This is a genomic window from Thalassospira sp. MCCC 1A03138 (assembly GCF_002115785.1).
Classification (GTDB): domain Bacteria; phylum Pseudomonadota; class Alphaproteobacteria; order Rhodospirillales; family Thalassospiraceae; genus Thalassospira.
Window position 1 is genome coordinate 88,407 of the sequence record NZ_JFJY01000009.1, and the last position, 24,398, is coordinate 112,804.

General features: G+C 55.1%; 27 protein-coding genes. 15 read left to right on the plus strand and 12 right to left on the minus strand.

The window, feature by feature from the left end; translation table 11 throughout:
* Positions 1 to 17 precede the first annotated feature (17 nt).
* On the plus strand, positions 18 to 1,220 hold the full coding sequence (locus tag TH468_RS17405) for an aspartate transaminase (RefSeq protein ID WP_085645840.1): 1,203 nt from the start codon (positions 18 to 20) through the stop codon (positions 1,218 to 1,220).
* A gap of 116 nt (positions 1,221 to 1,336) precedes the next feature.
* Positions 1,337 to 2,143 carry an alpha/beta fold hydrolase gene (locus tag TH468_RS17410; protein ID WP_085645841.1) on the plus strand — a complete coding sequence of 269 codons (807 nt, stop codon included), beginning with the start codon at positions 1,337 to 1,339 and terminating at the stop codon, positions 2,141 to 2,143.
* 74 nt (positions 2,144 to 2,217) lie between these two features.
* On the opposite strand, the gene TH468_RS17415 is transcribed toward TH468_RS17410, so the two are convergent.
* Positions 2,218 to 2,754 (minus strand): carboxymuconolactone decarboxylase family protein, encoded by a 537-nt coding sequence (locus TH468_RS17415; protein ID WP_085645931.1) that lies wholly within the window; start codon positions 2,752 to 2,754, stop codon positions 2,218 to 2,220.
* Positions 2,755 to 2,912: 158 nt separating this feature from the next.
* Positions 2,913 to 3,440 (minus strand): peroxiredoxin, encoded by a 528-nt coding sequence (locus tag TH468_RS17420; RefSeq protein ID WP_007090070.1) that lies wholly within the window; start codon positions 3,438 to 3,440, stop codon positions 2,913 to 2,915.
* Between the two features lie 166 nt (positions 3,441 to 3,606).
* Between TH468_RS17420 and TH468_RS17425 the strand changes: the two genes are divergently transcribed.
* The 10 genes from TH468_RS17425 (at position 3,607) to TH468_RS17470 (ending at position 12,075) form a co-directional block, all read left to right on the plus strand.
* Complete coding sequence (locus TH468_RS17425; protein WP_007090071.1) at positions 3,607 to 4,530, plus strand: LysR substrate-binding domain-containing protein; 924 nt, start codon at positions 3,607 to 3,609, stop codon at positions 4,528 to 4,530.
* 54 nt (positions 4,531 to 4,584) lie between these two features.
* Positions 4,585 to 5,547, plus strand: coding sequence for a rhomboid family intramembrane serine protease (locus TH468_RS17430; RefSeq protein ID WP_085645842.1), 963 nt, complete (start codon positions 4,585 to 4,587; stop codon positions 5,545 to 5,547).
* Between the two features lie 33 nt (positions 5,548 to 5,580).
* Positions 5,581 to 6,621, plus strand: a complete 1,041-nt coding sequence (locus TH468_RS17435; protein WP_085645843.1) for a zinc-dependent alcohol dehydrogenase family protein — start codon at positions 5,581 to 5,583, stop codon at positions 6,619 to 6,621.
* 222 nt (positions 6,622 to 6,843) lie between these two features.
* Positions 6,844 to 7,017: a periplasmic nitrate reductase, NapE protein gene (napE, locus tag TH468_RS17440; protein ID WP_062948015.1), complete on the plus strand. Its 174-nt coding sequence runs from the start codon at positions 6,844 to 6,846 to the stop codon at positions 7,015 to 7,017.
* Positions 7,018 to 7,034: 17 nt separating this feature from the next.
* The gene (gene napF / locus TH468_RS17445) at positions 7,035 to 7,562 is read left to right on the plus strand and encodes a ferredoxin-type protein NapF (RefSeq protein ID WP_085645844.1); all 528 of its coding nucleotides are present in this window, start codon (positions 7,035 to 7,037) and stop codon (positions 7,560 to 7,562) included.
* Entirely contained in the window at positions 7,555 to 7,806 is a 252-nt protein-coding gene (locus TH468_RS17450; protein ID WP_085645845.1) for a chaperone NapD, read from the plus strand. Before napF ends, TH468_RS17450 begins: the two co-directional genes overlap by 8 nt.
* 42 nt (positions 7,807 to 7,848) lie before the next feature.
* On the plus strand, positions 7,849 to 10,353 hold the full coding sequence (gene napA / locus TH468_RS17455; RefSeq protein ID WP_085645846.1) for a periplasmic nitrate reductase subunit alpha: 2,505 nt from the start codon (positions 7,849 to 7,851) through the stop codon (positions 10,351 to 10,353).
* Between the two features lie 11 nt (positions 10,354 to 10,364).
* Positions 10,365 to 10,829 (plus strand): nitrate reductase cytochrome c-type subunit, encoded by a 465-nt coding sequence (locus tag TH468_RS17460; RefSeq protein WP_085645847.1) that lies wholly within the window; start codon positions 10,365 to 10,367, stop codon positions 10,827 to 10,829.
* A gap of 11 nt (positions 10,830 to 10,840) precedes the next feature.
* Complete coding sequence (locus tag TH468_RS17465) at positions 10,841 to 11,431, plus strand: cytochrome c3 family protein (RefSeq protein ID WP_085645848.1); 591 nt, start codon at positions 10,841 to 10,843, stop codon at positions 11,429 to 11,431.
* Between the two features lie 125 nt (positions 11,432 to 11,556).
* On the plus strand, positions 11,557 to 12,075 hold the full coding sequence (locus TH468_RS17470; protein ID WP_085645932.1) for a DUF2478 domain-containing protein: 519 nt from the start codon (positions 11,557 to 11,559) through the stop codon (positions 12,073 to 12,075).
* Between the two features lie 20 nt (positions 12,076 to 12,095).
* On the opposite strand, the gene TH468_RS17475 is transcribed toward TH468_RS17470, so the two are convergent.
* The 10 genes from TH468_RS17475 to rfaD all read right to left on the minus strand — a co-directional run bounded on the left by TH468_RS17475 (position 12,096) and on the right by rfaD (position 21,959).
* Positions 12,096 to 12,842: a GMP synthase gene (locus TH468_RS17475; protein WP_085645849.1), complete on the minus strand. Its 747-nt coding sequence runs from the start codon at positions 12,840 to 12,842 to the stop codon at positions 12,096 to 12,098.
* Positions 12,843 to 13,000: 158 nt separating this feature from the next.
* Entirely contained in the window at positions 13,001 to 14,104 is a 1,104-nt protein-coding gene (ychF, locus tag TH468_RS17480; protein ID WP_085645850.1) for a redox-regulated ATPase YchF, read from the minus strand.
* Positions 14,105 to 14,168: 64 nt separating this feature from the next.
* Positions 14,169 to 14,942 (minus strand): aminoacyl-tRNA hydrolase, encoded by a 774-nt coding sequence (gene pth / locus TH468_RS17485; protein ID WP_085645851.1) that lies wholly within the window; start codon positions 14,940 to 14,942, stop codon positions 14,169 to 14,171.
* A 14-nt stretch (positions 14,943 to 14,956) separates the two neighbouring features.
* The gene (locus TH468_RS17490; protein WP_007090084.1) at positions 14,957 to 15,577 is read right to left on the minus strand and encodes a 50S ribosomal protein L25/general stress protein Ctc; all 621 of its coding nucleotides are present in this window, start codon (positions 15,575 to 15,577) and stop codon (positions 14,957 to 14,959) included.
* A gap of 122 nt (positions 15,578 to 15,699) precedes the next feature.
* Entirely contained in the window at positions 15,700 to 16,632 is a 933-nt protein-coding gene (locus tag TH468_RS17495) for a ribose-phosphate pyrophosphokinase (RefSeq protein WP_007090085.1), read from the minus strand.
* A 317-nt stretch (positions 16,633 to 16,949) separates the two neighbouring features.
* Positions 16,950 to 17,963 carry a hypothetical protein gene (locus tag TH468_RS17500; RefSeq protein ID WP_085645852.1) on the minus strand — a complete coding sequence of 338 codons (1,014 nt, stop codon included), beginning with the start codon at positions 17,961 to 17,963 and terminating at the stop codon, positions 16,950 to 16,952.
* 112 nt (positions 17,964 to 18,075) lie between these two features.
* Positions 18,076 to 18,897, minus strand: coding sequence for a peptidoglycan editing factor PgeF (gene pgeF, locus TH468_RS17505; RefSeq protein ID WP_246832375.1), 822 nt, complete (start codon positions 18,895 to 18,897; stop codon positions 18,076 to 18,078).
* Positions 18,898 to 18,908: 11 nt separating this feature from the next.
* Positions 18,909 to 20,036, minus strand: a complete 1,128-nt coding sequence (locus TH468_RS17510) for a class I SAM-dependent methyltransferase (protein WP_085645854.1) — start codon at positions 20,034 to 20,036, stop codon at positions 18,909 to 18,911.
* A complete protein-coding gene (gene lgt / locus TH468_RS17515; RefSeq protein WP_210402265.1) occupies positions 20,033 to 20,884 on the minus strand; it encodes a prolipoprotein diacylglyceryl transferase in 852 nt (283 codons plus the stop codon). Before lgt ends, TH468_RS17510 begins: the two co-directional genes overlap by 4 nt.
* A 91-nt stretch (positions 20,885 to 20,975) precedes the next feature.
* A complete protein-coding gene (gene rfaD / locus TH468_RS17520; protein ID WP_085645856.1) occupies positions 20,976 to 21,959 on the minus strand; it encodes an ADP-glyceromanno-heptose 6-epimerase in 984 nt (327 codons plus the stop codon).
* A 255-nt stretch (positions 21,960 to 22,214) separates the two neighbouring features.
* On the opposite strand from rfaD, the gene TH468_RS17525 reads away from it, so the two are divergent.
* From TH468_RS17525 to proC, 3 genes are all read left to right on the plus strand, one after another.
* Entirely contained in the window at positions 22,215 to 22,520 is a 306-nt protein-coding gene (locus TH468_RS17525) for an accessory factor UbiK family protein (protein WP_007090091.1), read from the plus strand.
* Positions 22,521 to 22,710: 190 nt separating this feature from the next.
* Positions 22,711 to 23,217 (plus strand): YbjN domain-containing protein, encoded by a 507-nt coding sequence (locus TH468_RS17530; protein ID WP_007090092.1) that lies wholly within the window; start codon positions 22,711 to 22,713, stop codon positions 23,215 to 23,217.
* A 352-nt stretch (positions 23,218 to 23,569) separates the two neighbouring features.
* Positions 23,570 to 24,385, plus strand: coding sequence for a pyrroline-5-carboxylate reductase (gene proC / locus TH468_RS17535; protein ID WP_085645857.1), 816 nt, complete (start codon positions 23,570 to 23,572; stop codon positions 24,383 to 24,385).
* Positions 24,386 to 24,398: the final 13 nt, after the last annotated feature.

Consider the following 24,398-nt stretch of genomic DNA (forward strand, 5'->3'; position numbering starts at 1 on the left):
TCCAGGGAAACAGACCAATGGCGTTTATTGCCGACCGTTTGAGCCGTATCAAACCCTCTCCTACCATTGCTGTCACCACCAAGGCTGCAGAACTCAAGGCTGCTGGCGTTGATGTGATCGGCCTTGGCGCAGGCGAGCCGGATTTCGATACCCCCGACAACATCAAAGACGCCGCCAAAGCAGCCCTTGATGCTGGCAAGACCAAATATACTCCGGTCGCTGGTACTCCGGAACTGCGCAAGGCGATTGTCGCGAAGTTCAAACGTGAAAATGACCTGGAATACACTATCGACGAAATCACCGTCGGTTGCGGTGGCAAACAGACGCTTTTCAACGCGCTGTTCGCAACGCTGAACCCGGGTGACGAAGTTATCATTCCGGCACCGTACTGGGTGTCCTATCCGGATATGACCCTGATGGCCGAAGGCGTTCCGGTTGTTGTTGAATGCCAGGAAGAAAACGACTTCAAAATCACCGCTGCCGAACTCGAAGCCGCGATTACGCCGAAAACCAAATGGGTTGTTCTGAACTCGCCGTCCAACCCGACCGGTGCGGCTTACTCGCGCGCCGAACTGCGCGCAATTGCCGATGTTCTGCTCAAACATGAAAATGTCTGGGTCATGTCCGACGACATGTACGAACATCTCGTCTATGACGGTTTCGAATTCACCACCATCGCACAGGTCGAACCGAAACTGAAATCGCGTACGCTCACCTGTAACGGCGTGTCAAAATCCTATGCCATGACCGGCTGGCGTCTTGGTTATGCCGCAGGCCCGGTTGAACTGATCAAGGCGATCAACAAGGTTCAGTCGCAGTCCAGCACGCATACTTCCTCGATCAGTCAGGCCGCATCGGTCGAAGCCCTTAACGGCCCGCAGGACTTCCTGAAAGAACGCGCCGAAGTGTTCAAGGAACGCCGCGATCTGGTCGTCAAGGCCATGAATGAATGCGAAGGTCTAACCTGCAAAAAGCCGGAAGGCGCGTTTTACGTCTATCCGTCCTGTGCCGGTACGATTGGCAAGAAAACCCCGGATGGCAAAGTCATCGAAACCGATACCGATTTCGTGACCTACCTTCTTGAGTCCGAAGGCGTTGCCGCGGTTCAGGGCTCGGCATTCGGTCTTGCGCCGTATTTCCGCATTTCCTATGCCACCTCGACCGAGGCACTGACCGAAGCCTGCGCACGCATCAAACGTGCCTGTGCTGCGCTGAAATAAGCCGGTTTTTCGATCATGGAAAATTCGTTGGGGTCCGGCACTTGCCGGGCCCTGTTTTTTTGTCCATTATCTAATTCAACATTTGCGCACTGAATTACCGATAAATCGGACATATCATGCAAAACGAGAATTTCTACGTTACCGTGGACGGCATCAGCCTGTCCTGTCAGCGGATCATCCCGACAAATGTCAGGCCGGATGCGCCAACGATCCTGTTTCTGCACGAGGCACTCGGGACCATCCGCATGTGGCGCGATTTCCCGGCAAAGCTCGCCACCGCAACCGGCCATCCGGTGATTGTTTACGAACGGCGCGGTCACGGAAAATCCGATCCGCACGGTCCGGACGATATCCCGCGGCCCATCGATTTCCACAACACAGAAACCGATATCTATCTTCGTGGCCTGATCAGGGAACTTGGCCTTGATCGCCCGATCCTGTTTGGCCACAGTGACGGAGCCACCATCGCGCTTAAATATGCCGCCCGCTTCCCGAACAATGTTCGTGCCGTCATTAGCGAAGCCGCACATGTTTTTGTCGAGGACGTCACGATTGCCGGGATCAATGAAGCGGCATCGATCTATGCCAGTACAGATTGGAAATCAAAACTCGAACGCCATCATTTCTTCCAGACCGATGACGTATTCCGTGCCTGGGTCGATACGTGGCGCCAACCGGCATTTCGCGACTGGCAGATGATTGACGAACTGCCCAACATCATCTGCCCTATACTGGTCATTCAGGGAAATGATGACCAGTTCGGCAGCGACGAGCAGGTCCACATTATTTGCGACAAAGTCAGCGGCACTGCAACGAAGATGATTCTTGCCGATTGCGGCCATATCCCGCATTTCGATCAGCCCGATCAGATCATTGATGCCAGCCAAAAGCTGCTTCGCCAGATCGAACCGGTTACGGCCTGATCAGACAAAAAAGCCCCGCACTGCATGATGCAGTGGGGCTTTTCGGATGATAGACTGAGTCAGGTGCGCCCGGCTTATTCAGCCAACGCATCCTCGGCATCCAGCACGACCGCAACCGCATGAATCACCGATGCAATGCGCACAGCATTCTGAACGGTTTCTTTTTTTATACCCGCGTTTTTCAGAACTTTCTCGTGGCTGTCGATGCACATCCCGCAACCATTGATCGCCGAAACCGCAAGCGAAAACAGTTCGAAATCGGCTTTGTCGATACCCGGCTTGCCGATGATGTTCATGCGCAGGCGCGCGGGCATGGTGGCGTATTCCGGTTCGGACACAAGGTGTGTGAACCGATAATAGATATTGTTCATCCCCATAATCGCCGCCGCACCCTTGGCAGCCTGAAACGCTTCTTCGCTCAGTTTGGTTTTGGCTTCGGCGGCAACGGCTTTCAAAAGCTTTGCGTTCCGAGACGCATAGGCGCACGCAAGCGCGGTGCCATAGACCTGCTGACCGGTCATGCCAGGATTGTTCGCAAAACTGCTGAGGTTCAGCTTCAGATCCTTGGCATAGTCCGGCATGACGTCTTTGATTTCGGAAATGGAAGACATTGAAGCATCCCCTTTTGACTGAAGAATAAAATTCAAAACTGAAAAAGGCCCGCAGCCATCGCGCACACCGCAAGTTTTGCGGGTACATGGATTAATTTCACCGATGGACTGAAAGCGGATCCGGGCCAAAGCCCGGATCCAAATCGGTCTGGAAAACCTTAAAGGGTTGCTTCACCCTGGTTCCAGTTGCACGGGCAGAGCTCGTCGGTCTGCAGCGCGTCAAGAATACGCAGGGCTTCCTGCGGGTTACGCCCAACCGAAAGGTCGTTAACCTGAACGTGACGGATGATGTTGTCCGGATCGATGATGAAGGTCGCGCGCAAAGCAACGCCTTCGCCTTTGGCCAGAACACCAAGCGCGTTTGAAAGTTCTTTTTTCTCGTCAGCCAGCCATACGAACGGGCTGTCGCCCAGATCTTCATGGTGGGTACGCCATGCAGCGTGGACGAAATCGGTGTCGGTCGAGCAACCAAGCAGAACCGCATCGCGGTCTTCGAAGTCACCGTTCAGTTCACCGTAACCAACGATTTCGGTCGGGCAAACAAAGGTGAAGTCTTTCGGCCAGAAGAACAGGATCTTCCATTTGCCTTCATAGGACTTGTCGGTAACCGGTGCGAAGCTGTCCGGACCTTTGCCCGAAACGCCGGTAAGATTGAATTCTGGAAGCGTATCGCCAACTGTAAGCATATTGGTTACTCCTAACCTTGGTTTGAATTTATCCCAACGACGGCCCCCGACAGGCCGTACAAATTTTGTTCGCAAGTGCAATAATGCACTCCTTGCTGGCGATTTGTAGTTAAATGAACTAACTAAGACCAATAGAATTAATTTCGATGTTCGATAGGAAAAATTTATGGCTGCCCAACCAAGCATAAAGCAGCTCAAATATCTGGTCGCATTGTCGGAAACCGGCCATTTTGGCCGGGCTGCCGAAGCGTGCTTTATCACGCAACCAAGCCTGTCGGCTGCCATCAGCGAGCTTGAAAACCTGCTTGGCGCCCAGTTGGTGGAACGCAACAAGCGTCAGGTCCTGATCACGCCGCTTGGACGTGAAGTTGTCTCGCGGGCGCGAAATATTCTTCAGGAAGTTGATGAACTGACCATGATGGCACAGTCAGCGACCGAGCCCCTTTCAGGTCCGATCAATTTTGGCGTTATCCCGACAATCGGCCCCTACCTTTTGCCTGATGTCATCAACCGCCTCAGGGCCGGTTTCCCGAAATTGCAGCCCTTCCTGCGCGAAGACCAGACAGCCAAGCTTATAGAACTTCTGGCCGCCGGAAAACTTGATATCGCGTTGATTGCCCTGCCGATCGAGGAAAACTGGCTCGAAGAAATGGACCTGTTCGAAGACAGATTCGTTTTTGCCTGTAGCCCGGACAATCCGCTGACGCGCAAAAAGAAAATCGACATCACCGACATCAAGGATGAAAAGCTGCTGCTGCTTGAGGATGGTCACTGCCTGCGCGATCAGGCATTGGAAGTCTGCCAGAAAGCCGGCTGGAGCAAATCTGCCGATTTCCAGGCTAACAGCCTGTCGACACTGGTTCAGATGGTATCGGCCGGGATCGGCTCCACCCTGCTTCCGGAAATGTCGCTGGAAGTGGAGGCGCGCCGCCCCGACTCTCTGGCCATCCTTCCTTTCCAGAATCCGGTTCCGGTTCGACGTATAGGACTGGTCTGGCGGCGCAGTTCCGCCCGTAAAAAGGAGTTCCGCCAGTTGGGGACATATTTGCGCAATACACTTGAAACCTGTGAACGATCACATGTCGCCTGATTGTGCAGTACCACCCAGCCCATTTGGATAAGCCACGGGACCGGACGATAGCCGATGCTGCCAATCAAGGATAACAACCCGACGACAATCACTCCATGGGTGACCTATGGCCTGATCGCCGTTAATGTCATCGTGTTCCTGTTAACCGTGTCCCTTGCACCGCAAAGCCAGTTTCAGGTCAATTTGCAATATGGTGCCATTCCCGCGGTTCTGTTCGGGAATGCCCAATTACCCCCGCAGCTTGCCGTTTTTCCGCCGGGCTTTGAATTCCTGTCGATCTTTAGCGCCATGTTCATGCATGGCGGCTGGATGCATATCGGCGGCAACATGCTGTATCTTTGGGTATTCGGCAACAATGTCGAAGACGCCATGGGGCATTTCAGATTTCTGGTGTTTTACCTTGTTTGCGGTATTGCCGCCGCACTCGGCCATGGCTTGCTTGATACCACATCGCAAATCCCGATGATCGGCGCATCCGGGGCGCTGGCCGGGGTATTGGGGGCCTATTTTCTTCTGTTTCCCAAGGCACGGGTTCTGGTGTGGTTCTTCTGGGTCTTTATCTTTTACGTTCCGGCGGTTGCCGTCCTTGGTCTCTGGATCGGCATGCAGTTCGTCAATCTGTCGAGTGGCGCCGAACAGGGGGTGGCCATTCTGGCCCATATTGCCGGTTTCTTTGCCGGTCTGGCGCTGATCCCGTTCTTTAAATATCGCTATATCCCGCTTTGGCAGGGCGGCCCCAAACAGGTCCCGGTTTTCGGTGTTTACCGGCCAGGTCGCAAAAGCAATGCAACCAATGCCTCACCACCGCCGTGGGCCGCGGCATACGAGGCCGAACGCGCGGCACGCCGTGAACGGATGAAACGTGCGGGCCGTGGACCATGGGGACGCGCGGGTGAAACTAATATGGATAAATCCCCGTGGGGCCGGTATCAGCCGCCAAAGCCACAACCAAAATCAGGTGTAGGCGTACCAAAAGTTACGCGCTTGCATCGCGGGGATGAACCCGACAATACTTGATCAAAGTCTTTCCAACCGAACCGGGGAACGATCATGCGCGCTGCCTTTTTCACCGAATATCAGGGCCCAATTGAAGTCAGGAAATTGGACGACCCGACACCGGAAAATGGCGGCGTTGTCATCAAGGTTGGGGCGACCGGGCTTTGCCGAAGCGACTGGCACGGCTGGATGGGCCATGATTCCGATGTGAAACTGCCCCACGTTCCCGGCCATGAATTTGCTGGCACCATCGAAGCGGTTGGCAAGGATATCAAACGCTGGAAAGTCGGCGACCGGGTCACGGTCCCGTTCGTTTCGGGCTGCGGCCATTGTCTGGAATGCCACAGCGGCAATCATCAGGTTTGTGATCATCAGTTCCAGCCGGGCTTTACCCATTGGGGAAGCTTTGCCGAATATGTCGCGATTGACTATGCCGATACCAATCTGGTGCGCCTGCCCGATGAAATGGATTTCGCCACCGCCGCCAGCCTTGGCTGTCGTTTCGCCACCAGTTTCCGTGGCGTGATTGACCAGGGCAAAGTCAGTGCCGGTCAAATCGTAGCCGTTCACGGCTGTGGCGGTGTAGGGCTTTCAGCCATCATGATCGCAGCAGCAGCTGGTGCGCGCGTGATCGCGGTTGATATCGACGATGCCAAGCTTGACCTTGCCCGTGAACTGGGCGCGATCGATATCCTTAACGCCAAAACCTGTGATGACATTCCGTCCGCGATCAAGAGCCTGTCAGGCGGCGGGGCACATGTATCCGTCGATGCCCTTGGCAGTGCGATCACCAGTTTCAATTCGGTGTCATGTTTGCGCAAACGCGGCAAGCATATCCAGATCGGCCTTATGACCGGCGACCATGCACATGCTCGCGTTCCGATGAACCGCGTGGTTGCCCACGAACTTGAAATCCTTGGTAGCCACGGCATGCAGGCATTTCGCTATGACGCGATGATCGACATGATCATGACCGGCAAACTCGCGCCACAAAAACTGATCAGGGATCGAGTCACCCTGGCCGAGGGCGCAACGGCCTTGATGAATATGGATAATTTCGTCAGCACCGGCGTTACTGTGATCGACCGCTTCTAACACCAACAATTAATATGCCAAGCATCCTGCACCCTCACCGCCCTCTTTAGAATACTTATAATTTAAGAATTCCAAACTTTAAATCATTCATGGTTGAATGCCCTGTGCATAGCCCCTACGTTGCTTGTGGGTACTCAAAGTAATTCACAAGAGAACACCGGCTTTCGCAGGGGATACAAAGTGCGAAAGAAACGGTTTCCAGCCTGCAAAGAGAGGGAACCGATGACAGATATTCAAACAATGGATTCCGGCACGCGGCGCAAAACCGAATTGCGCTGTTTTATTCTGCTGGCCGTTGTCTTGGCCCCGGTGCTGGCGGTTGCGCTGGTCGGTGGGCTTGGATTTTCAATCTGGATTTATCAGATGTTTGCCGGACCTCCTGGACCACCGATGTAACATCGGGGAACGTCGCCATGTCATCCGCACCGAAAGTTGCCAGTCGGCGTGCTTTCTTTTCCGGTCTGCGCGGCTTGAATGCAGACACGGGCGGAACGCAAACGCCAATGGTTATCCGACCTCCCTGGGCCTGGCAGTTTGATGAAAACTGCACTGCCTGCGGGGACTGTATTCCTGCATGCCCGGAAAACATCATCGCCATCGGCAAGGGTGGCCTGCCGGAAATTGATTTTGGAAAGGGCGAATGCACTTTTTGTGATGCCTGTGCCGATGCCTGTTCCGAACCGGTCTTTGATCGTTCGGTTACTGTCCCTTGGCATCTTGACGTTTCTGTCAGCAGCAAATGCTTCGCCGAAAATGGTGTCTATTGCCGTTCCTGCGGTGATGTCTGCCCGGAAAGTGCCATCCGTATCATTCCGCAATTGGGCGGTCGCGCCCGCGTATTGATCGACGACGATCTTTGTACCGGCTGTGGTGCCTGTTTTAGCGCCTGTCCAGTTGATGCCATTTCAATCAAACCCGCAACGGAGATAGCCCATGGATGACAAAGTCGGCGTGATCTCCAGCATGATCATTCAGTCTCGCCCTGAAAATATGACAGCAATCAAGGCAGCTCTTTTGAAAATGCCCGACACTGAAATCAGTGCCGATGATCCGTCCGGAAAAATCGTTGTCGTGATGGAAGCCGAAAGCGACCGAAAGCTCGCAGACGGCATGAAAGAGATCGGCGACATCCCCGGTGTTCTGGGGGTTAACCTGGTCTTTCACCACAGTGAAAATGCCCAATAACAACCAATAATCCGTCTGACCTTTGGCTCGAGGAAATTAACAATGTTCAAGGCAAAGATATCCCGTCGCGATGCCCTGAAAGCAAAAGCCGCCGCAGTTGCCGCCGCGGCCGCCGGCATCAGCCTGCCCGCAGCGGCGCAAAATCTGGTCACCGATGCGGAACACACACAACTGAAATGGTCGAAGGCCCCCTGCCGGTTCTGCGGCACGGGCTGTTCGGTCATGGTCGCGACCAAGGACAACCATGTGGTTGCCACCCATGGCGATGTCCTGTCCCCGGTTAACCGTGGTCTTAACTGCGTCAAAGGTTACTTCCTGTCAAAGATCATGTATGGCGAAGACCGCCTGACACAGCCGTTGCTGCGTAAAAAGAACGGCGTCTATGACAAGAACGGCGACTTTACCCCCGTCTCATGGGACGAGGCCTTTGATGTGATGGCCGAAAAATGGAAGACCGCACTCAAGGCAAAAGGCCCGACTTCCGTAGGGATGTTCGGGTCCGGCCAATGGACGGTCTGGGAAGGATATGCCGCCTCCAAACTGATGAAGGCCGGCTTCCGGTCCAACAACCTTGATCCCAACGCACGTCATTGCATGGCGTCCGCCGTCGTCGGTTTCATGCGCACATTTGGCATGGACGAACCGATGGGGTGCTATGACGACATGGAAGCCGCCGATGCCTTTGTGCTTTGGGGATCAAACATGGCGGAAATGCACCCGATCCTCTGGACGCGTGTTACCGATCGCCGCCTGTCAGCCCCTCATGTCAAAGTCGCGGTCCTGTCGACCTATGAGCATCGCTGCTTTGATCTTGCCGACATCCCGATGGTATTCAAACCGCAGACCGATCTTGCGATCCTGAACTATATCGCCAATCACATTATCCAGACTGACCGGGTCAATACCGACTTTGTCAACAAACACACGATCTTCCGCCGCGGCAACATCGATATCGGTTATGGCCTGCGGCCCGAAGACCCGCGCGAACAGTCGGCCCAAAATGCATCCGATGCCGGTGGCTCGACCGACATGACATTTGACGAGTTCGCCGAATTCGTCTCGGAATACACCCTTGATAAGGTCCATGAAATGACCGGCGTTCCCAAGGAGCGCCTCGAAGCCCTGGCCGAACTTTATGCCGATCCGAAAATCAAGGTCACATCCTTCTGGACCATGGGCTTTAACCAGCATACCCGTGGGGTTTGGGCCAACAATCTGTGTTACAACATCCATCTTTTGACCGGTAAAATCGCCGAACCGGGCAATTCGCCCTTCTCGCTGACGGGGCAACCGTCGGCCTGTGGCACCGCACGCGAAGTCGGCACGTTTTCCCATCGCCTGCCCGCCGATCTGGTGGTGACCAATCCCGAACACCGCAAACACGCCGAAGAAATCTGGAAACTGCCCGAAGGCACAATTCCCGACAAAGTCGGCTACCATGCGGTACTGCAAAACCGCATGCTCAAGGACGGCAAGCTCAACGCCTACTGGGTCCAGTGCAATAACAACATGCAGGCTGGCGCCAACATGAACGAGGAGGGCTGGCCCGGTTACCGCAACCCGGAAAACTTCATTGCCGTTTCCGACGTCTATCCGACCGTCACCTGCGAGGCCGCCGACCTGATCCTGCCGACTGCGATGTGGGTCGAAAAAGAAGGCTGTTATGGCAATGCCGAACGCCGCACGCATATGTGGCATCAGCTGGTCGACGCGCCGGGCGAAGCCAAATCCGATCTGTGGCAATTAATGGAATTCTCCAAACGCTTCAAGATCGAGGAAGTCTGGCCCGAGGAACTTCGGGTCAAGGCACCGGAACTGCGTGGCAAAACCATGTTTGACGTGCTGTTCCAGAATGGACAGGTCAATAAATTCCCGCTCGAGGATACCGCACCGGACTATAACAACGTCGAAGCCAAGCATTTTGGTTTCTACGTCCAGAAGGGCCTGTTCGAGGAATACGCGACCTTTGGCCGCGGCCATGGTCACGACCTTGCCCCGTTCGACAGATACCACGAAGTACGCGGCCTGCGCTGGCCCGTTGTGGACGGCAAGGAAACCCTGTGGCGTTACCGTGAAGGTTACGATCCCTATGTCACGCCGGGGGCCGGGGTCGAATTTTACGGCCACAAGGATGGCAAGGCACGCATCTTTGCCCTGCCGTATGAGCCGCCTGCCGAAAGCCCGGATGAAGAATATCCCTATTGGCTGTGTACCGGGCGTGTGCTGGAACACTGGCATTCCGGTTCGATGACCGAACGGGTACCCGAACTTTACCGGGCGTTCCCGGACGCACTTTGCTTCATCCATCCCGACGATGCCGCCGAAATGGGCATGCGACGCGGCGACGAGGTCCGGGTGATTTCAAGACGCGGTGAAATGCGTACCCGCGTTGAAACACGCGGCCGTAACAAACCGCCGCGTGGCCTGATCTTTGTGCCGTGGTTCGATGCAAGCCAGCTGATCAACAAGGTCACGCTGGATGCCACCGACCCGATGTCCAAACAGACGGACTTCAAAAAATGCGCCGTCCGTCTGGAAAAGGTGTGAGGGAGGAAACCATGAAAATGACCCCGAAATGGCTCATGGCGCTGGCGATTATTGCAATTGCTGGCGCGGCATATGCCGCCGAACCGATCACCACCCTGCGCAGCACCGCCCCCGATCAGGAAAGCCCTGCCCCGCGGATTAGCAACTTCGAGGATACGGACCAGAAACGCCCGCGCAATTATCCCGAACAGCCGCCAACCATCCCGCACGATATCGAAGGATATCAGATCGATAAAAACGCCAATAAATGCCTGTCATGTCATGCGCGTTCGCGCACCGGCGAAAGCGGCGCACCAATGGTTTCGATCACCCATTTCATGGATCGGGACGGTCAGTTTTTGGCCGCGGTCAGCCCACGGCGCTATTTCTGCACGCAGTGCCATGTGTCCCAACGTCAGGTCGAGCCGCTGGTCGGCAACAGCTTTGTCGATATTGATGCATTGCTGCCCAACAATAGCACGCGGATCGCGGAATAGGGAGATTGCCAATGTTCGATCTTCTGAAACGCTATTGGAAGGTCCTGAATTCACCAAGTGTGCATTTCAGCCTCGCCTTTTTGACGCTAGGCGGCTTCGTTGCCGGTGTTATCTTCTGGGGCGGGTTTAACACTGCACTTGAAGCAACAAATACCGAAAAGTTCTGCATTTCATGTCATGAAATGCGGGACAACGTTTTTGCCGAACTTAAATCAACCATCCACTACTCCAACCGGTCCGGTGTGCGCGCCACCTGTCCGGATTGTCATGTTCCGCATGAATGGACTGACAAGATTGCCCGTAAAATGCAGGCATCCAAGGAAGTCTGGGGCAAGATTTTCGGCACCATCCGCACACGCGACAAGTTTGTTGAAAAACGTCTTGAACTGGCCCAGCACGAATGGGCCCGGCTGAAAGCCAACAATTCGCTGGAATGCCGTAACTGCCATTCTGCTGAATCGATGGACATCACCCGCCAAAGCCCCCGTGCCGTCGAAGCGCACGAGAAATTTTTGTTCACCGGCGAAAAGACATGTATCGACTGTCACAAAGGGATCGCGCATCATCTGCCTGACATGTCGGGTGTTCCCGAGTGGCAGTAACCGATTTTCCGGCGTGATCGTACTCCTGTGGCGATCACGCCGAAACCCGCGCGAAGGACGAACGATGACATTGACGATACTTGGTGGTACCGAAATTTCGCAAAATGGGAACCGGGGATAAATCCATGCTGGCTGGTATCCCCTTTCTTCCCAAAGACGGTATCGATGATCTGCTGGACCGTCTGGCACATTACATCGTTGCCAAGGGGCAACGCGTAGCAGGTTATGTGCAGAAACGCCGTGCTGACCGTGATTGCGGAACGCTGGTTTATGTCCGCAATCTTGGCACCGGACATGAAATGCCGATCACCAAAAACCGCGGTTCAATGGCGCGCGGCTGCAAGCTGGATGGCGATGCATTGGCAACCCTGTCAGAACAGCTTGAAGGCGATCTGGATCATACCCCCGATATCCTGATTATTGGCCGGTTCGGGCGTAGCGAAGCCGACGGACGCGGATTGCGCGACGTGATATCAAAGGCAATCGATTTGGGAATTCCGGTACTGGTCGGGGTTCGCGATGAATATGACGCCGCCTGGCAGGACTTCCACGGTGGCTATGCCCAAACCCTGTCCTTTGACGAGGACTCAATCATCACCTGGTGGCAGGAACAAGTCAGGGAACGCGCTACACAGGAAGCCTGATGTCCTTTCATCAGGCCACACTAAACGCTGCAAACGCCAAGGTTGGCATCAACAATAACCCGCTCGTCGATCAGAACGCGGGTCGCAAAACTTTCAAACCACGCCCCGAATGCCGCGTCATATTTCGCGCGCCCGGCACGTTGCTGATCAGGGGTCTGTCCATTTGGTCGTTCCGTCTTCTCCGCCGATTTCGCAAGCCAGCGTTCATGCGTTTCATCATCAACTTCGGGATGGAACTGGATGCCCCATATGCGGTTATCTATGTGATAGGCCTGATTGGGGAAAATCGAACCGCGGGCCATTAGTTCGGCCCCGTCAGGAAGCTCGAACCCTTCGCTGTGCCAGTGATAAACCATCATTTCATTTGGGAAGAGGTCACGCCCGGCTTCGGTTGCCTCAACCGGGTAATAACCGATCTCGGTCATTCCGTCGGAACGGGGTGAAACTAAAGCCCCCAGATGGCGGGCCATCAATTGCGCACCAAGGCAAATGCCCAGATACATCGCATTGCTGTTCACGACATGGGGCAGCCATTCCATGATTCTGGCAACATTGGCTTCATGATCATCATTGGCACTCATCGGGCCACCAAAGACAATCGCCAGATGGTAACCCGCCATATCGGTTGGTAATGCGTCACCTTCACCCGGACGGCGAATATCAAACTCATACCCGTACCGGCGCAAAACGGCCCCCACCCGACCGGGCTGACCGGTGGCAGAGTTGAAAACCATCAAAACGCGTTTCACGGGACTTAATTCATTCATACCGACCTCGTTGCTGCGACAGCGAAATGTTGGCGGTTTAGAACCGTTTTGACAAGCCCCGAGACCCTAAAAGGCAAAACAACATGACAAAAGGCCACCGCATTTCCGCGATGGCCTTCGGGGTATTTCCCAATCGTCGTATAATGCCGTAAAACGGCTTAGACGTTGAATTTAAAGTGGAAGATGTCACCGTCCTTGACGATGTAGGTCTTGCCTTCCTGACGCAGTTTACCGTTATCACGCGCACCGGCTTCACCGTTAAATGCGATGAAATCGTCATAGGCAATGGTTTCGGCCTTGATGAAACCACGTTCAAAATCGGTATGGATCACGCCAGCCGCGTTCGGGGCGGTTGCGCCAGAATGAACCGTCCATGCGCGTGCCTCTTTCGGGCCAACGGTGAAGAAGGTCAAAAGATTCAGCAGCTTGTAGCCTTCGCGAATAACACGCGCCAAACCGGTTTCTTCAAGACCAAGGCCTTCGAGGAATTCTTTCTTGTCTTCGGCACTATCGAGAAGGGCAACTTCGGACTCAATCGCGGCTGAAATCACGACCGAACGCGCACCCTGAGAAGCGGCCATTTCGGCAACCTTGGCCGAAAGCGCATTGCCATCGGCCGCACTGTCTTCATCCACGTTGCAAGCATAAAGGACCGGCTTGCTGGTCAGAAGCTGCAACATGCGAAACGCCTTGGCTTCGTCTTCGTTGTTGATTTCAACAACACGGGCCGGCTTGCCTTCGCGCAGGGCTTCAAGCGTACGTTCGATCAGTTCCAGCGACAGCTTGGCGTCTTTATCACCACCCTTGGCACGTTTCTGAAGGCCGGTAACGCGCTTTTCAAGGCTGTCCATATCGGCCAGCATCAATTCGGTTTCGATGGTTTCCGCATCGCGTACCGGATCAACCGAACCTTCGACATGGGTGATGTCGCCGTCTTCGAAGCAACGCAGAACATGCACGATCGCATCGGTTTCGCGGATATTGGCCAGAAACTGGTTGCCAAGCCCCTCGCCCTTCGAAGCACCGCGCACCAGACCCGCGATATCAACGAATTCAAGCTGGGTCGGGATGATGGTCGCCGACTTGCCGATGGCTGCAATCTTGTCAAGGCGTTCATCAGGGACGCTGACCCGACCGGTGTTCGGTTCGATGGTACAGAACGGGAAGTTCGCTGCCTCGGCAGCGGCCGTCTGTGTCAGGGCGTTAAACAGGGTCGATTTACCAACGTTGGGCAGACCGACAATACCGCATTTGAATCCCATCTTTTCCGGGCTCCGTCACTTCTAATGTGTCTGAAACAGGATGGGGAAGGCCCCGATCCCGATGCTATTTTTTTTTGTTAAAGGCGCGTGCCAGTGCCTGCGCCATCGCGGTTGCGGCGTTGCTGACCGGGGTGTCGGGCTTGCCTTCGACCTCCGGCGCGTCAGACGCACCTTTATCTTCGATCTTGCCGTCGCCTTCTTTTACAGCGTCGGCCAATTGTTCACCCGCCGCAGCCGGTTTCGGCTTTTTCTCGGCCTTGGGTTTTGGCGGCGAGACAATGTGCGAAACCTTGCTCATAAAGCCGCCGTCGTCCCCCTTGACGAGACGCGGGAATTCAAGTGCGACGCCATCCAGCAGCGCCATAAGCCAACCGTTCTGTTCGGCCTTAGAAAAATCGCCCAGAACATGCCCGTGAACACGTTCCTTTTCCCCAGGATGGCCAATACCAAGCCGCACACGACGATATTCCTTGCCGCAATGGGCGTCGATGGACCGCAATCCGTTATGCCCGCCATGGCCGCCGCCGCGTTTGACGCGCAGCTTGCCCGGTGGAAGATCCAACTCGTCATGCAGTACAATAACGTCTTCGATCGGAATTTTGTAAAAACGCAGGACTTCGCCAACGCTTTGGCCCGAAAGGTTCATGAAAGTTTCGGGCTTTAATACCAGAACTTTTTGGCTGTTCACTTCACCTTCGGACAATTGCCCCTGAAATTTCTTGCGCCAGGGGCCAAAAGAATGACGGCGGACGAGTTCGTCCGCCGCCATAAAGCCGATATTGTGGCGATTGGCGGCATATCCCGAACCCGGGTTCCCCAATCCAATCACCAATAACATCGTAGACCTCGATCTTATTCTTCGGTCGCTTCTTCGTCGTCAGCGCTTTCGGCATTTTCTTCCGATTTAAGCGCAGACGGAGCAGCAACAGTCGCAACCGTGAAGTCACGGTCGGTAATGGTGAGTTCAACACCTTTCGGCAATTTGATCGCCGAAATGTGAATCGAGTCGCCAACTTCGACACCAGTCAGATCGAAGACGAGTTCTTCGGGAATGGCATTCGGTGCACATTCAACTTCGACATCGTGACGAACGATGTTCAGAACGCCGCCTTTTTTCAGCCCCGGGGATTTCTCTTCGTTAACGAAGCGAACCGGGACTTCAACGGTCATGGTCTGACCTTTTGCAAAACGCAGGAAGTCGACATGGATCGGCGCATCCGTCACTTTGTCGAACTGTACGTCGCGTGGCAGGACTTCGTAGGTTTCTTTGCCAATCTTGACATCAAGAATGTGCGAGAAGAAACCCTGCTTGTGCAGAAGCTTGTTGAGCGGACGCGGGTCAATCTGGAACAGAACAGGTTCCTGCTTTGCTCCGTAAATGACACCAGGGACCATACCGGCACGACGCACGGCACGGGCGGCCCCCTTTCCGGCCCGTTCACGGATTTCCGCAGTGATAACAGTGTTTGCCATCGGAAAATCTCCTTGAACTAAAAACATATTGCGACCGTGGGCTGGTGCAAATCACCGGTGAAAACCCACGAAAGCAAACGCGCTGGCCTCCAGGGGTGCCAGCGCAGCAGCGCCTTATACCCTCAATCGAAAAGAACGGAAACAGATTTTTCTTCCGAAATTCGACGAATGGCTTCGGCCATCAAAGGCGCAATCGGAAGCTGACGAATTTTCGAACAGCCACGCACCGCTTCGGATGCCTTGATCGAGTCCGTGGTCACGACTTCGGTCATCGGCGAATTGGCAATACGTTCAACAGCCGGGCCCGACAGAACACCATGCGAAACATAGGCCGCAACCGATGCCGCACCGCGCTCTTTAAGAGCGGTCGCCGCATTGCAAAGGGTCCCTGCCGAATCAACGATGTCATCAACCAGAATGCAGGCCGCATCCTTGACGTCACCAATAACATGCATGACTTCGGACACACCGGCCTGCGGGCGGCGTTTGTCAATGATGGCCAGTTCGGCATCCAGACGTTTTGCAACGGAACGCGCGCGTGCCACACCACCGACGTCCGGGCTGACGATGACCAGTTTCTGGCCTTCGAACTTGTTGCGGATGTCGCTGGTCAAAACCGGGGACGCAAACAGGTTATCGAGCGGAATATCGAAGAAGCCCTGAATCTGACCGGCATGAAGGTCCATGGTTAGAACGCGGTCTGCACCGGCAACCGTGATCAGGTTGGCGACCAGTTTGGCCGAAATCGGGGTACGGGGACCCGATTTACGATCCTGACGCGCATATCCGAAATACGGAAGCACAGCGGTAATGCGGCGGGCCGAACCACGGCGAAGCGCATCAAGAACCACCAGAAGTTCCATAAGATGGTCGTTTGCAGGGAAAGAAGTGCTCTGAATGACAAAAACGTCCTCACCGCGGACGTTTTCCTGTATTTCACACCAGATTTCCTGATCGGAGAATCGCTTGAGATCTGCACGGGTAAGCGGCAGGCTCAAGTGATCAGCAATTGCCTCAGACAGCGGGCGGTTGCTGTTACAAGCGAGGATCTTCATGGCGGGGCCTCGGTTAATGGGTGCCGGGAAAGTGAATAAATCTAATGTCCTGTGCGGTACAGGCCGGATGCAAACTTGCCGGTAACAGATCCCGTCACGTCTTTCCTGTCGTTCACTTGACCGTATAATTCGGCGCTTTCGCCTTCCGGTCCAACGACATATCCACGACACTCAAAGACCAATAATGAGCAAGTCCACATGTCAGTGAACCGCGGCGGTGTTATAACCAGCCGTTAACAGTCTGTAAATGGTCGCGGTGCCGAATATCGACAAGGCAGTCATGCAGATTGGAGCAATATCGGATGATCAGCACGCTATCAGCGTGACGACACCGTCTTTTTATCGGCCTTAAGCATCATGCCCTTTTTGCGCGCCACCTGATTAAGCGCCCCTTCAAGGGCATCGACAGCGGCCTGGGCGGCAATTGATGCCACCGACCCCCAACGTTCATCAAGCCGTCCGTGCGGTACGACATTGTTTTGCGCCATCTGGCCCAATTCGGTGCCATTCGGGTCCATAATCACCCAGTCGATCTGAACCTGATCAAGGGGCATCGTGGTTTTGCGTTCCACCAGTTTAACGGAAATTGTCGCCGATAAAATGATTGATCTATCGTCTATTTCATCGTCAACCTCGATCCCCTTGGCACGCAGCAACGCCCCCGCGGAACGTACCAGTGCTTCATTCCCATCGCCCGGTGCCCCAGCAAAATCGACAAGAGCGATCTTGACCACCGGTGCCTCGGCAAGTTGGGAACGATCCCCCGAAATCAGAAACGCAATCCGCTTGGCTGGCTCGTCCACCAGTTGATCATATGCCTGCTGTGCCGGATCGACCTTTTCGCCCTTAAGGTCGCGAACCTTGTCGGCAAGCTCCTTGGGCACGGCAAGGTTGGTTTCTTCGGGGCCGTTCGGGGTTTGGGCAAACCAGTAACCTGATTGCAATTCCCCCGCCCCGCGGGCGGTATCAATCGCCAGGCCATCCGGATTCATCAAAACCCAGGTGACATTAATATAGGCCGCATCACCGCTCGCCAGACGAGACTCGACATTGGGCCGCAATATAAAGTCACCGCCGATCTGGCTGTCGCTATAAGCCGGGATATCAAGATTACGAAGCGCACGTGCCATCGCGCGCGACAGATGCACCGATGCCCCTTCGGGCAGATCTTCGCCGATCTCGACCCGAACCGTGTTGGTATCGCGCAGTTCCAGCAATGCCGGATCGCCTTCGCGACCGGCCCCTTCAAACGGGCGCGGTAAATCACCGCAGGCCGCAAGTGGCACAACAAGAATCATGACAAGGAACAAAAATCGGATTGCAGAAATCATCTATTCAAATTCACCGCGTCACATCAAAACGCAGCCAACCATGGCTGCAATGATCATAAAGAAGAACAGCATGATCAAATGGGGCATAGCATGTTTCCTCGCAATCCCGGGATCAGGAACCGGTCAGCATGATCGCCGATAACTGCCGTCCGTAATCGGGTTCACCGCGAAGAGTCGTCCGGCGATAGCTGTAAAACAATTCTTCTTCGGCCAGGGTATCGCGTGCCACCAGCTCGACCGAGGCAATACCGGTCGCGATGGTCCGGCGGCGGACATATTCCGGCAGATCGAACATGAAGTGACCATCGCGGACGGATCGATCAAAAAGGTCCTCATCCCCCGATGGGCCCGACAGGATGGTATCGCGGAACCCTGCATCGACTTCGTAGGACGGACGCGAAATGCACGGCCCTATGGCAGCCGATATATTGTCACGCGACGCGCCAAGCTTTTCCAAGGCACATACGGTTGCCTCGGATATCCCAGCAAACGATCCGCGCCATCCTGAATGACACGCACCAATCACGCCCGCCTTTGCATCATGGAACAATACCGGCGTGCAATCCGCCGTCAGAATGCCCAGCATCACATCGGGGCGGTCGGTTACCATCGCATCGGCCTTCGGAGCTTCTTCGCGCTCCAGCGGGCGTTTCAGCACCGCAACATCAATGCCATGCACCTGATAAACCGTGGTCAGACGGTCGGCCTTCGTACCAAACGCCTTTGCCGCACGTGCGCGATTTTCCGTAACACGGTCCCGGCTGTCATCCGACCCGAACCCGACATTCAGTCCGCTATGGATGCCATCACTCACCCCGCCCTTGCGGGTCAGAAAACCATGACGCAGACCATCTTGATGTTGCAGGCTTTCGGCCTCGAACCACATCAGGCCATTGGCATTGCGTTCAATTCCGCGGGTTATCTGGCTGGTCATCGAAAGCTCCGTCATCCTTCGGCACCGCTGACACAGGGTGGCGGCGCCGTTTCGCGACCATATCCGATCAGCACTTTAAAAAGGGTTCCCATCTGATCGGCATCGATCAGGCGTGCCAAGGCCGCATCAATCGATTTTGCCTGCACATCATCGGCATCTTCTTTCAAAAGTTCGGCACGCTGTTCAATACCCAGCATCCGAAGGAACGTGCCCTGCGTCAGGACCGCACCGATCCGCGCATCTGCTTCAAGCATTGCGCGACCGATGGCGGCAAAATCAACATGCGCGGTCAGATCCGCATCGCCGGGCTGTTCCAGAACCGGATGATATTTGTGATCTTTAAGCGCCTGCAAGGTATCACCAAACGCGCTGTGCGGATGGCCGTAATCGATAAACAACGCCGCCCCGCCAACCTCGTTCAGGCGGCGCGCGACCTGATCGGCAATCGCAATCGCCGCCGGGCAGCTTTCAAAAATATCGCCGGGCTTTGCCGTGCCACGCAATGTGGCTGGCACCAGCGCATCCATCACCGGCGTTTCTGCCCCGCGCACGAATCCAAGTTCACCAGTATTGGCATCCACCCCGACCAACCGTTCGGACCAGCCATGGCTTGCGCGTTCAAACTGGCGGATCGGCAAGGCATCGAAAAACTCGTTGCCGATCACGATCATCGGCGCATTGCCACTAACCGGAATATCGTCAAATGCCTCGTGCCAGGTTGCCGGAATGCCATAGGGCATGATCGCGGTTTGCTGATGGGTTCTAAGGACCGGACTGGTTTCAACAAACCGCACCGTCAGCGCATCGGAAAGCCCCGGCACATTGCGCACCGCACGCAGGGCATCGGCCATCAGTGTCCCGCGCCCTGGTCCCAGCTCCACCAAATTGATCTTGCGCGGGCTCCCCATCTGCTGCCATGTCACCGCCGCCCAAAGCCCGATCAATTCGCCAAACATCTGGCTGATTTCAGGCGCGGTGATGAAATCACCCTTGCGCCCGAACGGGTCCTGTTTGCGGTAATAGCCATACTCGGGATGGGCGAGCGCGTCACTCATGAAATCGGCAATCGTAATCGGCCCGCCAAGGGCGATGCGCCGTTTCAGATGATCAAGCAGCGGGTTTTCGGAAGTCTCGGTCACGCCTTCTGTCCGTCTTTTGGCTGGTCTTCTTTTGGAAGCTTGCGCGTTTCAATCGGATCGGATTTCATCGCAAAGACAATGCAGCCAATACCGGCCAGAACCATCGGGATCGAAAGCAACTGCCCCATAGTTGCCCCGAATGTCAGGAAGCCAAGCTGCGCATCGGGCTGGCGGAAAAACTCCACGATGATGCGCGAAATGCCATAACCGGCAACGAATGTTCCGCCAAGAATACCCGGCCGATGGCGGACATAGGCACTGCGCGACAGGACAAACAGCACGATAAACAGGATCAGACCTTCAAGCGCTGCTTCGTAAAGCTGGCTTGGGTGGCGCGGTTCCGGCCCGCCATGTGGAAACACCATGCCAAGCGGGGAATCGGTCACACGGCCAAACAGCTCGCCATTGATGAAATTGGCGATCCGCCCGAAAAACAGCCCGATCGGCGTTGCCACCGCCGCCGCATCCAGTACCGCCAGAATCGAAATGCCGCGTTTGCGCGCAAACAGGATGATTGCCAAAATCACGCCCATGAACCCGCCATGGAACGCCATGCCACCCTGCCATACTTTCAGGATATTGGCCGGGTTCGCCATGTAATATTCCAGATTGTAAAACAGGATATATCCCGTCCGCCCCCCCAGAATGACGCCAAGCGTCGCCCAGAACAGCAAATCATCAATGTCGCGTTTGCTCATGATGTTGGGCGTTTTGGAGCAGTAATAAACCACATACCGCCAGCCAAGCAGCAACCCGGCAATATAGGCAAGGGCATACCAGCGGATTGCAATCGGACCGATAGAGATCGCGATCGGATCAATCGCCGGAAAGGCTAGGCTTAGCATCAGGGGAAACTCCGTGACGTATGTTTGTTAATTTACCGACTGGTCGCAAACGATCAGGGCAGGAACATGGCAAGACGCCCTGCCCGGCATCGGATCAACGGAACGGGTCCTCGGTCGCAAGGTAATCCTGAATATATTGCCGCACGCCTTCCTCAAGCGGTGTCATGTTCGCACCGTATCCGCACGCACGCAGCTTGGCCATATTGGCCTCGGTGAAATACTGGTATTTGTCGCGAATGCTTTCAGGTGTTGGCACATACTGAATATCGGGTTCCTTGCCAATCGCACTGAATACCGAAAGCGCCAGATCCTTGAAACTGCGCGCCCTGCCGGTGCCGACGTTAAACAGGTCGCTAACCTGCGGGTTGTCGTAAAGCCACATGATAATATCGACAACATCCCCGACCCAGACAAAATCGCGAAGCTGCCCGCCATCCTCGTAGTCGGGATGATGCGATTTGAACAGGGTTGCGGTTTCACCCGCCGAAAGCTTGTCAAACATCTGCGACACGACCGATCGCATGCCGCCCTTGTGATATTCGTTCGGGCCATAGACGTTAAAGAATTTAAGCCCGGCCCACTGTTTCGGACGGAAACCGTTCTGGTCAAGGATGGTTCTGAACCGGCGGTCGGTTGCATGTTTTGACCAGCCATAAGCATTCAGCGGTGCCAGTTTTGCCAGATCACCCTGATCAAAGTTATCGTCAAAACCCTGCTTGCCATCGCCATAGGTCGCCGCCGACGATGCATAGATCAACCGCGATGAATGGCGCGCGCACCATTCCCAAAGCCAGGTGGTCAGTTTGAAATTGTTCTGCACGATCTTGTCGGCATCGCGTTCGGTGGTGGCTGAAATCGCGCCCATGTGAAAAATCGCCTTGATATCGTTATGCGCGTCCAGAAACGCTGGCAGATCATCGGGATGAACGATATCGCGCAGGTTACGTTTTGCGATGTTTTTCCATTTGATCCCGTCGCGCAGACGGTCAACGACCACAATGTCGGTTTCACCACGTTCTTCAAGGGCGGCCACGATATTAGACCCGATAAATCCGGCACCACCGGTAACGATCAGCATTGCATTCTCCTCGCGGCACGTTGGCCTTGTGCGCCAGCCCTTCTGCGACCCTGTCGGGCCTTTGGGGCAATCAATTATAAAAACTGACAACTTTATAGGCCCCGCCCCGATCCGGGGCAAGGAAAGCCGTTTGTTTTTCCTTTACAGGTGCCTGATTGACGATCAACTTGCCTTGCGCTGTGCAAAGCCCATATTATGCGCATGTTTTGCGGATATGCCGTAACACACAGATACCGCCAAAAGCCGGAGACAAAGATGCAGATCAATAACCGTATTCTTGACGACCTGACCCGTGTCACCAATTCCGCCCTCGGAACCATGACCGGTGTAAAGGGCGAGATCGATGCACTTGTCCGCCAGCAGTTTGAAAAAATCCTGGCGGGGATGGACATGGTCACGCGTGAAGAATTCGATGTCATTCACGATGTCGCCATCCGCGCGGCTGAACGCATCGACGGCCTCGAAGCCAGGATTGCAGAACTCGAAGATCGTCTGGCAAAAGCTGAAAAACCGGCCACCAAACGCACCAGCAGCAAACCGGCAGCAAAAAAAGACGCATAATCGGGAAATCATCCCCACATACAGGCAAGGAACGCCGTTCATCGCAGGGCCGCGGAAAGGTCGGCCAGGGACAGCGGATTGCCGATCATTTGAAATTCATTTCCGTCACGCGTCGCGGGGCGGTTGAAACGCGGCGGGCACCGGCATATAGTGCGCGCCCTTTCGCATATGCAGAGACTGGCAAATTTATATGAACGACCACCTGGAAGATATCGGCGACCTCGGTGACGAAAATCCGTTGCTGCTTGTTGAAGATATCGCCCGCACCAATGACTGGCACGTGGAACGTCGCAGCGACGATGAAGTCGTTGTCGAAATCCCGGCGCACTGGTGCACGTATCTGGTCTATTTCACCTGGCGCGAAGATGCCGAAGCGCTTCACATTGCCTGCTGCTATGACCTGTTCGTTCCCGAACCACTGCGCCCGCGCATCTATGAATTGCTGGCAAAATGCAATGAACAGCTTTGGCTCGGCCATTTCGGATTGTGGCTCGACGAAAACATGCCGCTGTTCCGTCATACGCTTCTGTTCGGCGGCGATGTCCCGCCGATGGTCGAACAGTTCGAAGAACTGATCGATATCGCCATCTCCGAGTGCGAACGCTTTTTCCCGGCTTTCAACTTTGTGCTGGGTCAGGGCAAAACCCCGGACGAGGCATTGACCCATTCGATGCTGGAACCTGTCGGCCAGGCATAGGCGGCGCGTTACCGCCAGACGCATTTTCAAAGGGGTCGGACCATGTGCCGACCCTTTCTGTTTGCGGGCGCTGAAAAATTTTTGCCACCATCCACGAATGGTCATCGCGATATAAATCCCGGCCGACAGGCTTGAACAATACCCCGGACGATACAAAATCCCGCGCGGATTGGTGTTGTCAGAAAAACACCCCGCAGCGTGATATCTGAGGGCAAACTGTTGTGAATTTCCTCACGCCCCTTGCCCATGTCACCGACTTGACCCACCTTCAGAACATCGCTACGGCATTGCATTGCGATTGCTGATCCACACATATTCGGCAGTCAGGGATGGAAAAATCGGAGCAGATTTCATGAATACGCGTCTATTGCTGGTCGGCTGTGGCAAAATGGGCAGTGCCATGCTGGAAGGCTGGCTGGCCAAAGGGCTTAAATCGGATAATGTCTATATTATCGAACAGGCCGAAGCCGCCGAGAAACTCTCAACCCGCTATGGCGTGCACGGCATTACCGATATCACCGAAGTCCCGCAGGATTTCATCCCGCAAGTCGTACTGTTTGCCGTCAAGCCACAGGTCCTGCCCGATGTGATCGAAGATTACAAACTGCTGGTCCGGGCTGAAACGGTTTTCCTGTCGGTTGCCGCAGGTAAAACCATCGGCTTCTTTGCAGGACACCTTGGCAAAACCGCACGCATTGTGCGCGCCATGCCCAATACCCCGGCTGCCGTATCGCGTGGCATGACCGTGATGTGCCCGACCGATAATGTCAGTCAGGCGCAGCGCGATATGTGCGAAACACTTTTGACCACTGTCGGCATGGTATCGTGGGTAAGCGATGAAAGCCTGATGGATGCTGTCACCGCCCTTTCGGGCAGTGGACCGGCCTATATCTTCCATCTGGTCGAAGCCATGGCACAGGCAGGCGAATCCGCGGGACTGCCAGCCGATCAGGCAATGATGCTCGCCCGTCAGACGGTTGTCGGCGCCGGTTTCCTGCTTGATGCCAGCGAAGAAACCGCGGCAACCCTGCGCGAAAATGTTACCAGCCCCGGTGGCACGACGGCGGCAGCCCTTTCAGTACTGATGGATACCCAGAACGGCCTGCCCGACCTGATGACCCGCGCGGTTGAAGCCGCCCGGAAACGTTCCGTCGAACTGGCGGGCTAAGCACAAACCGATC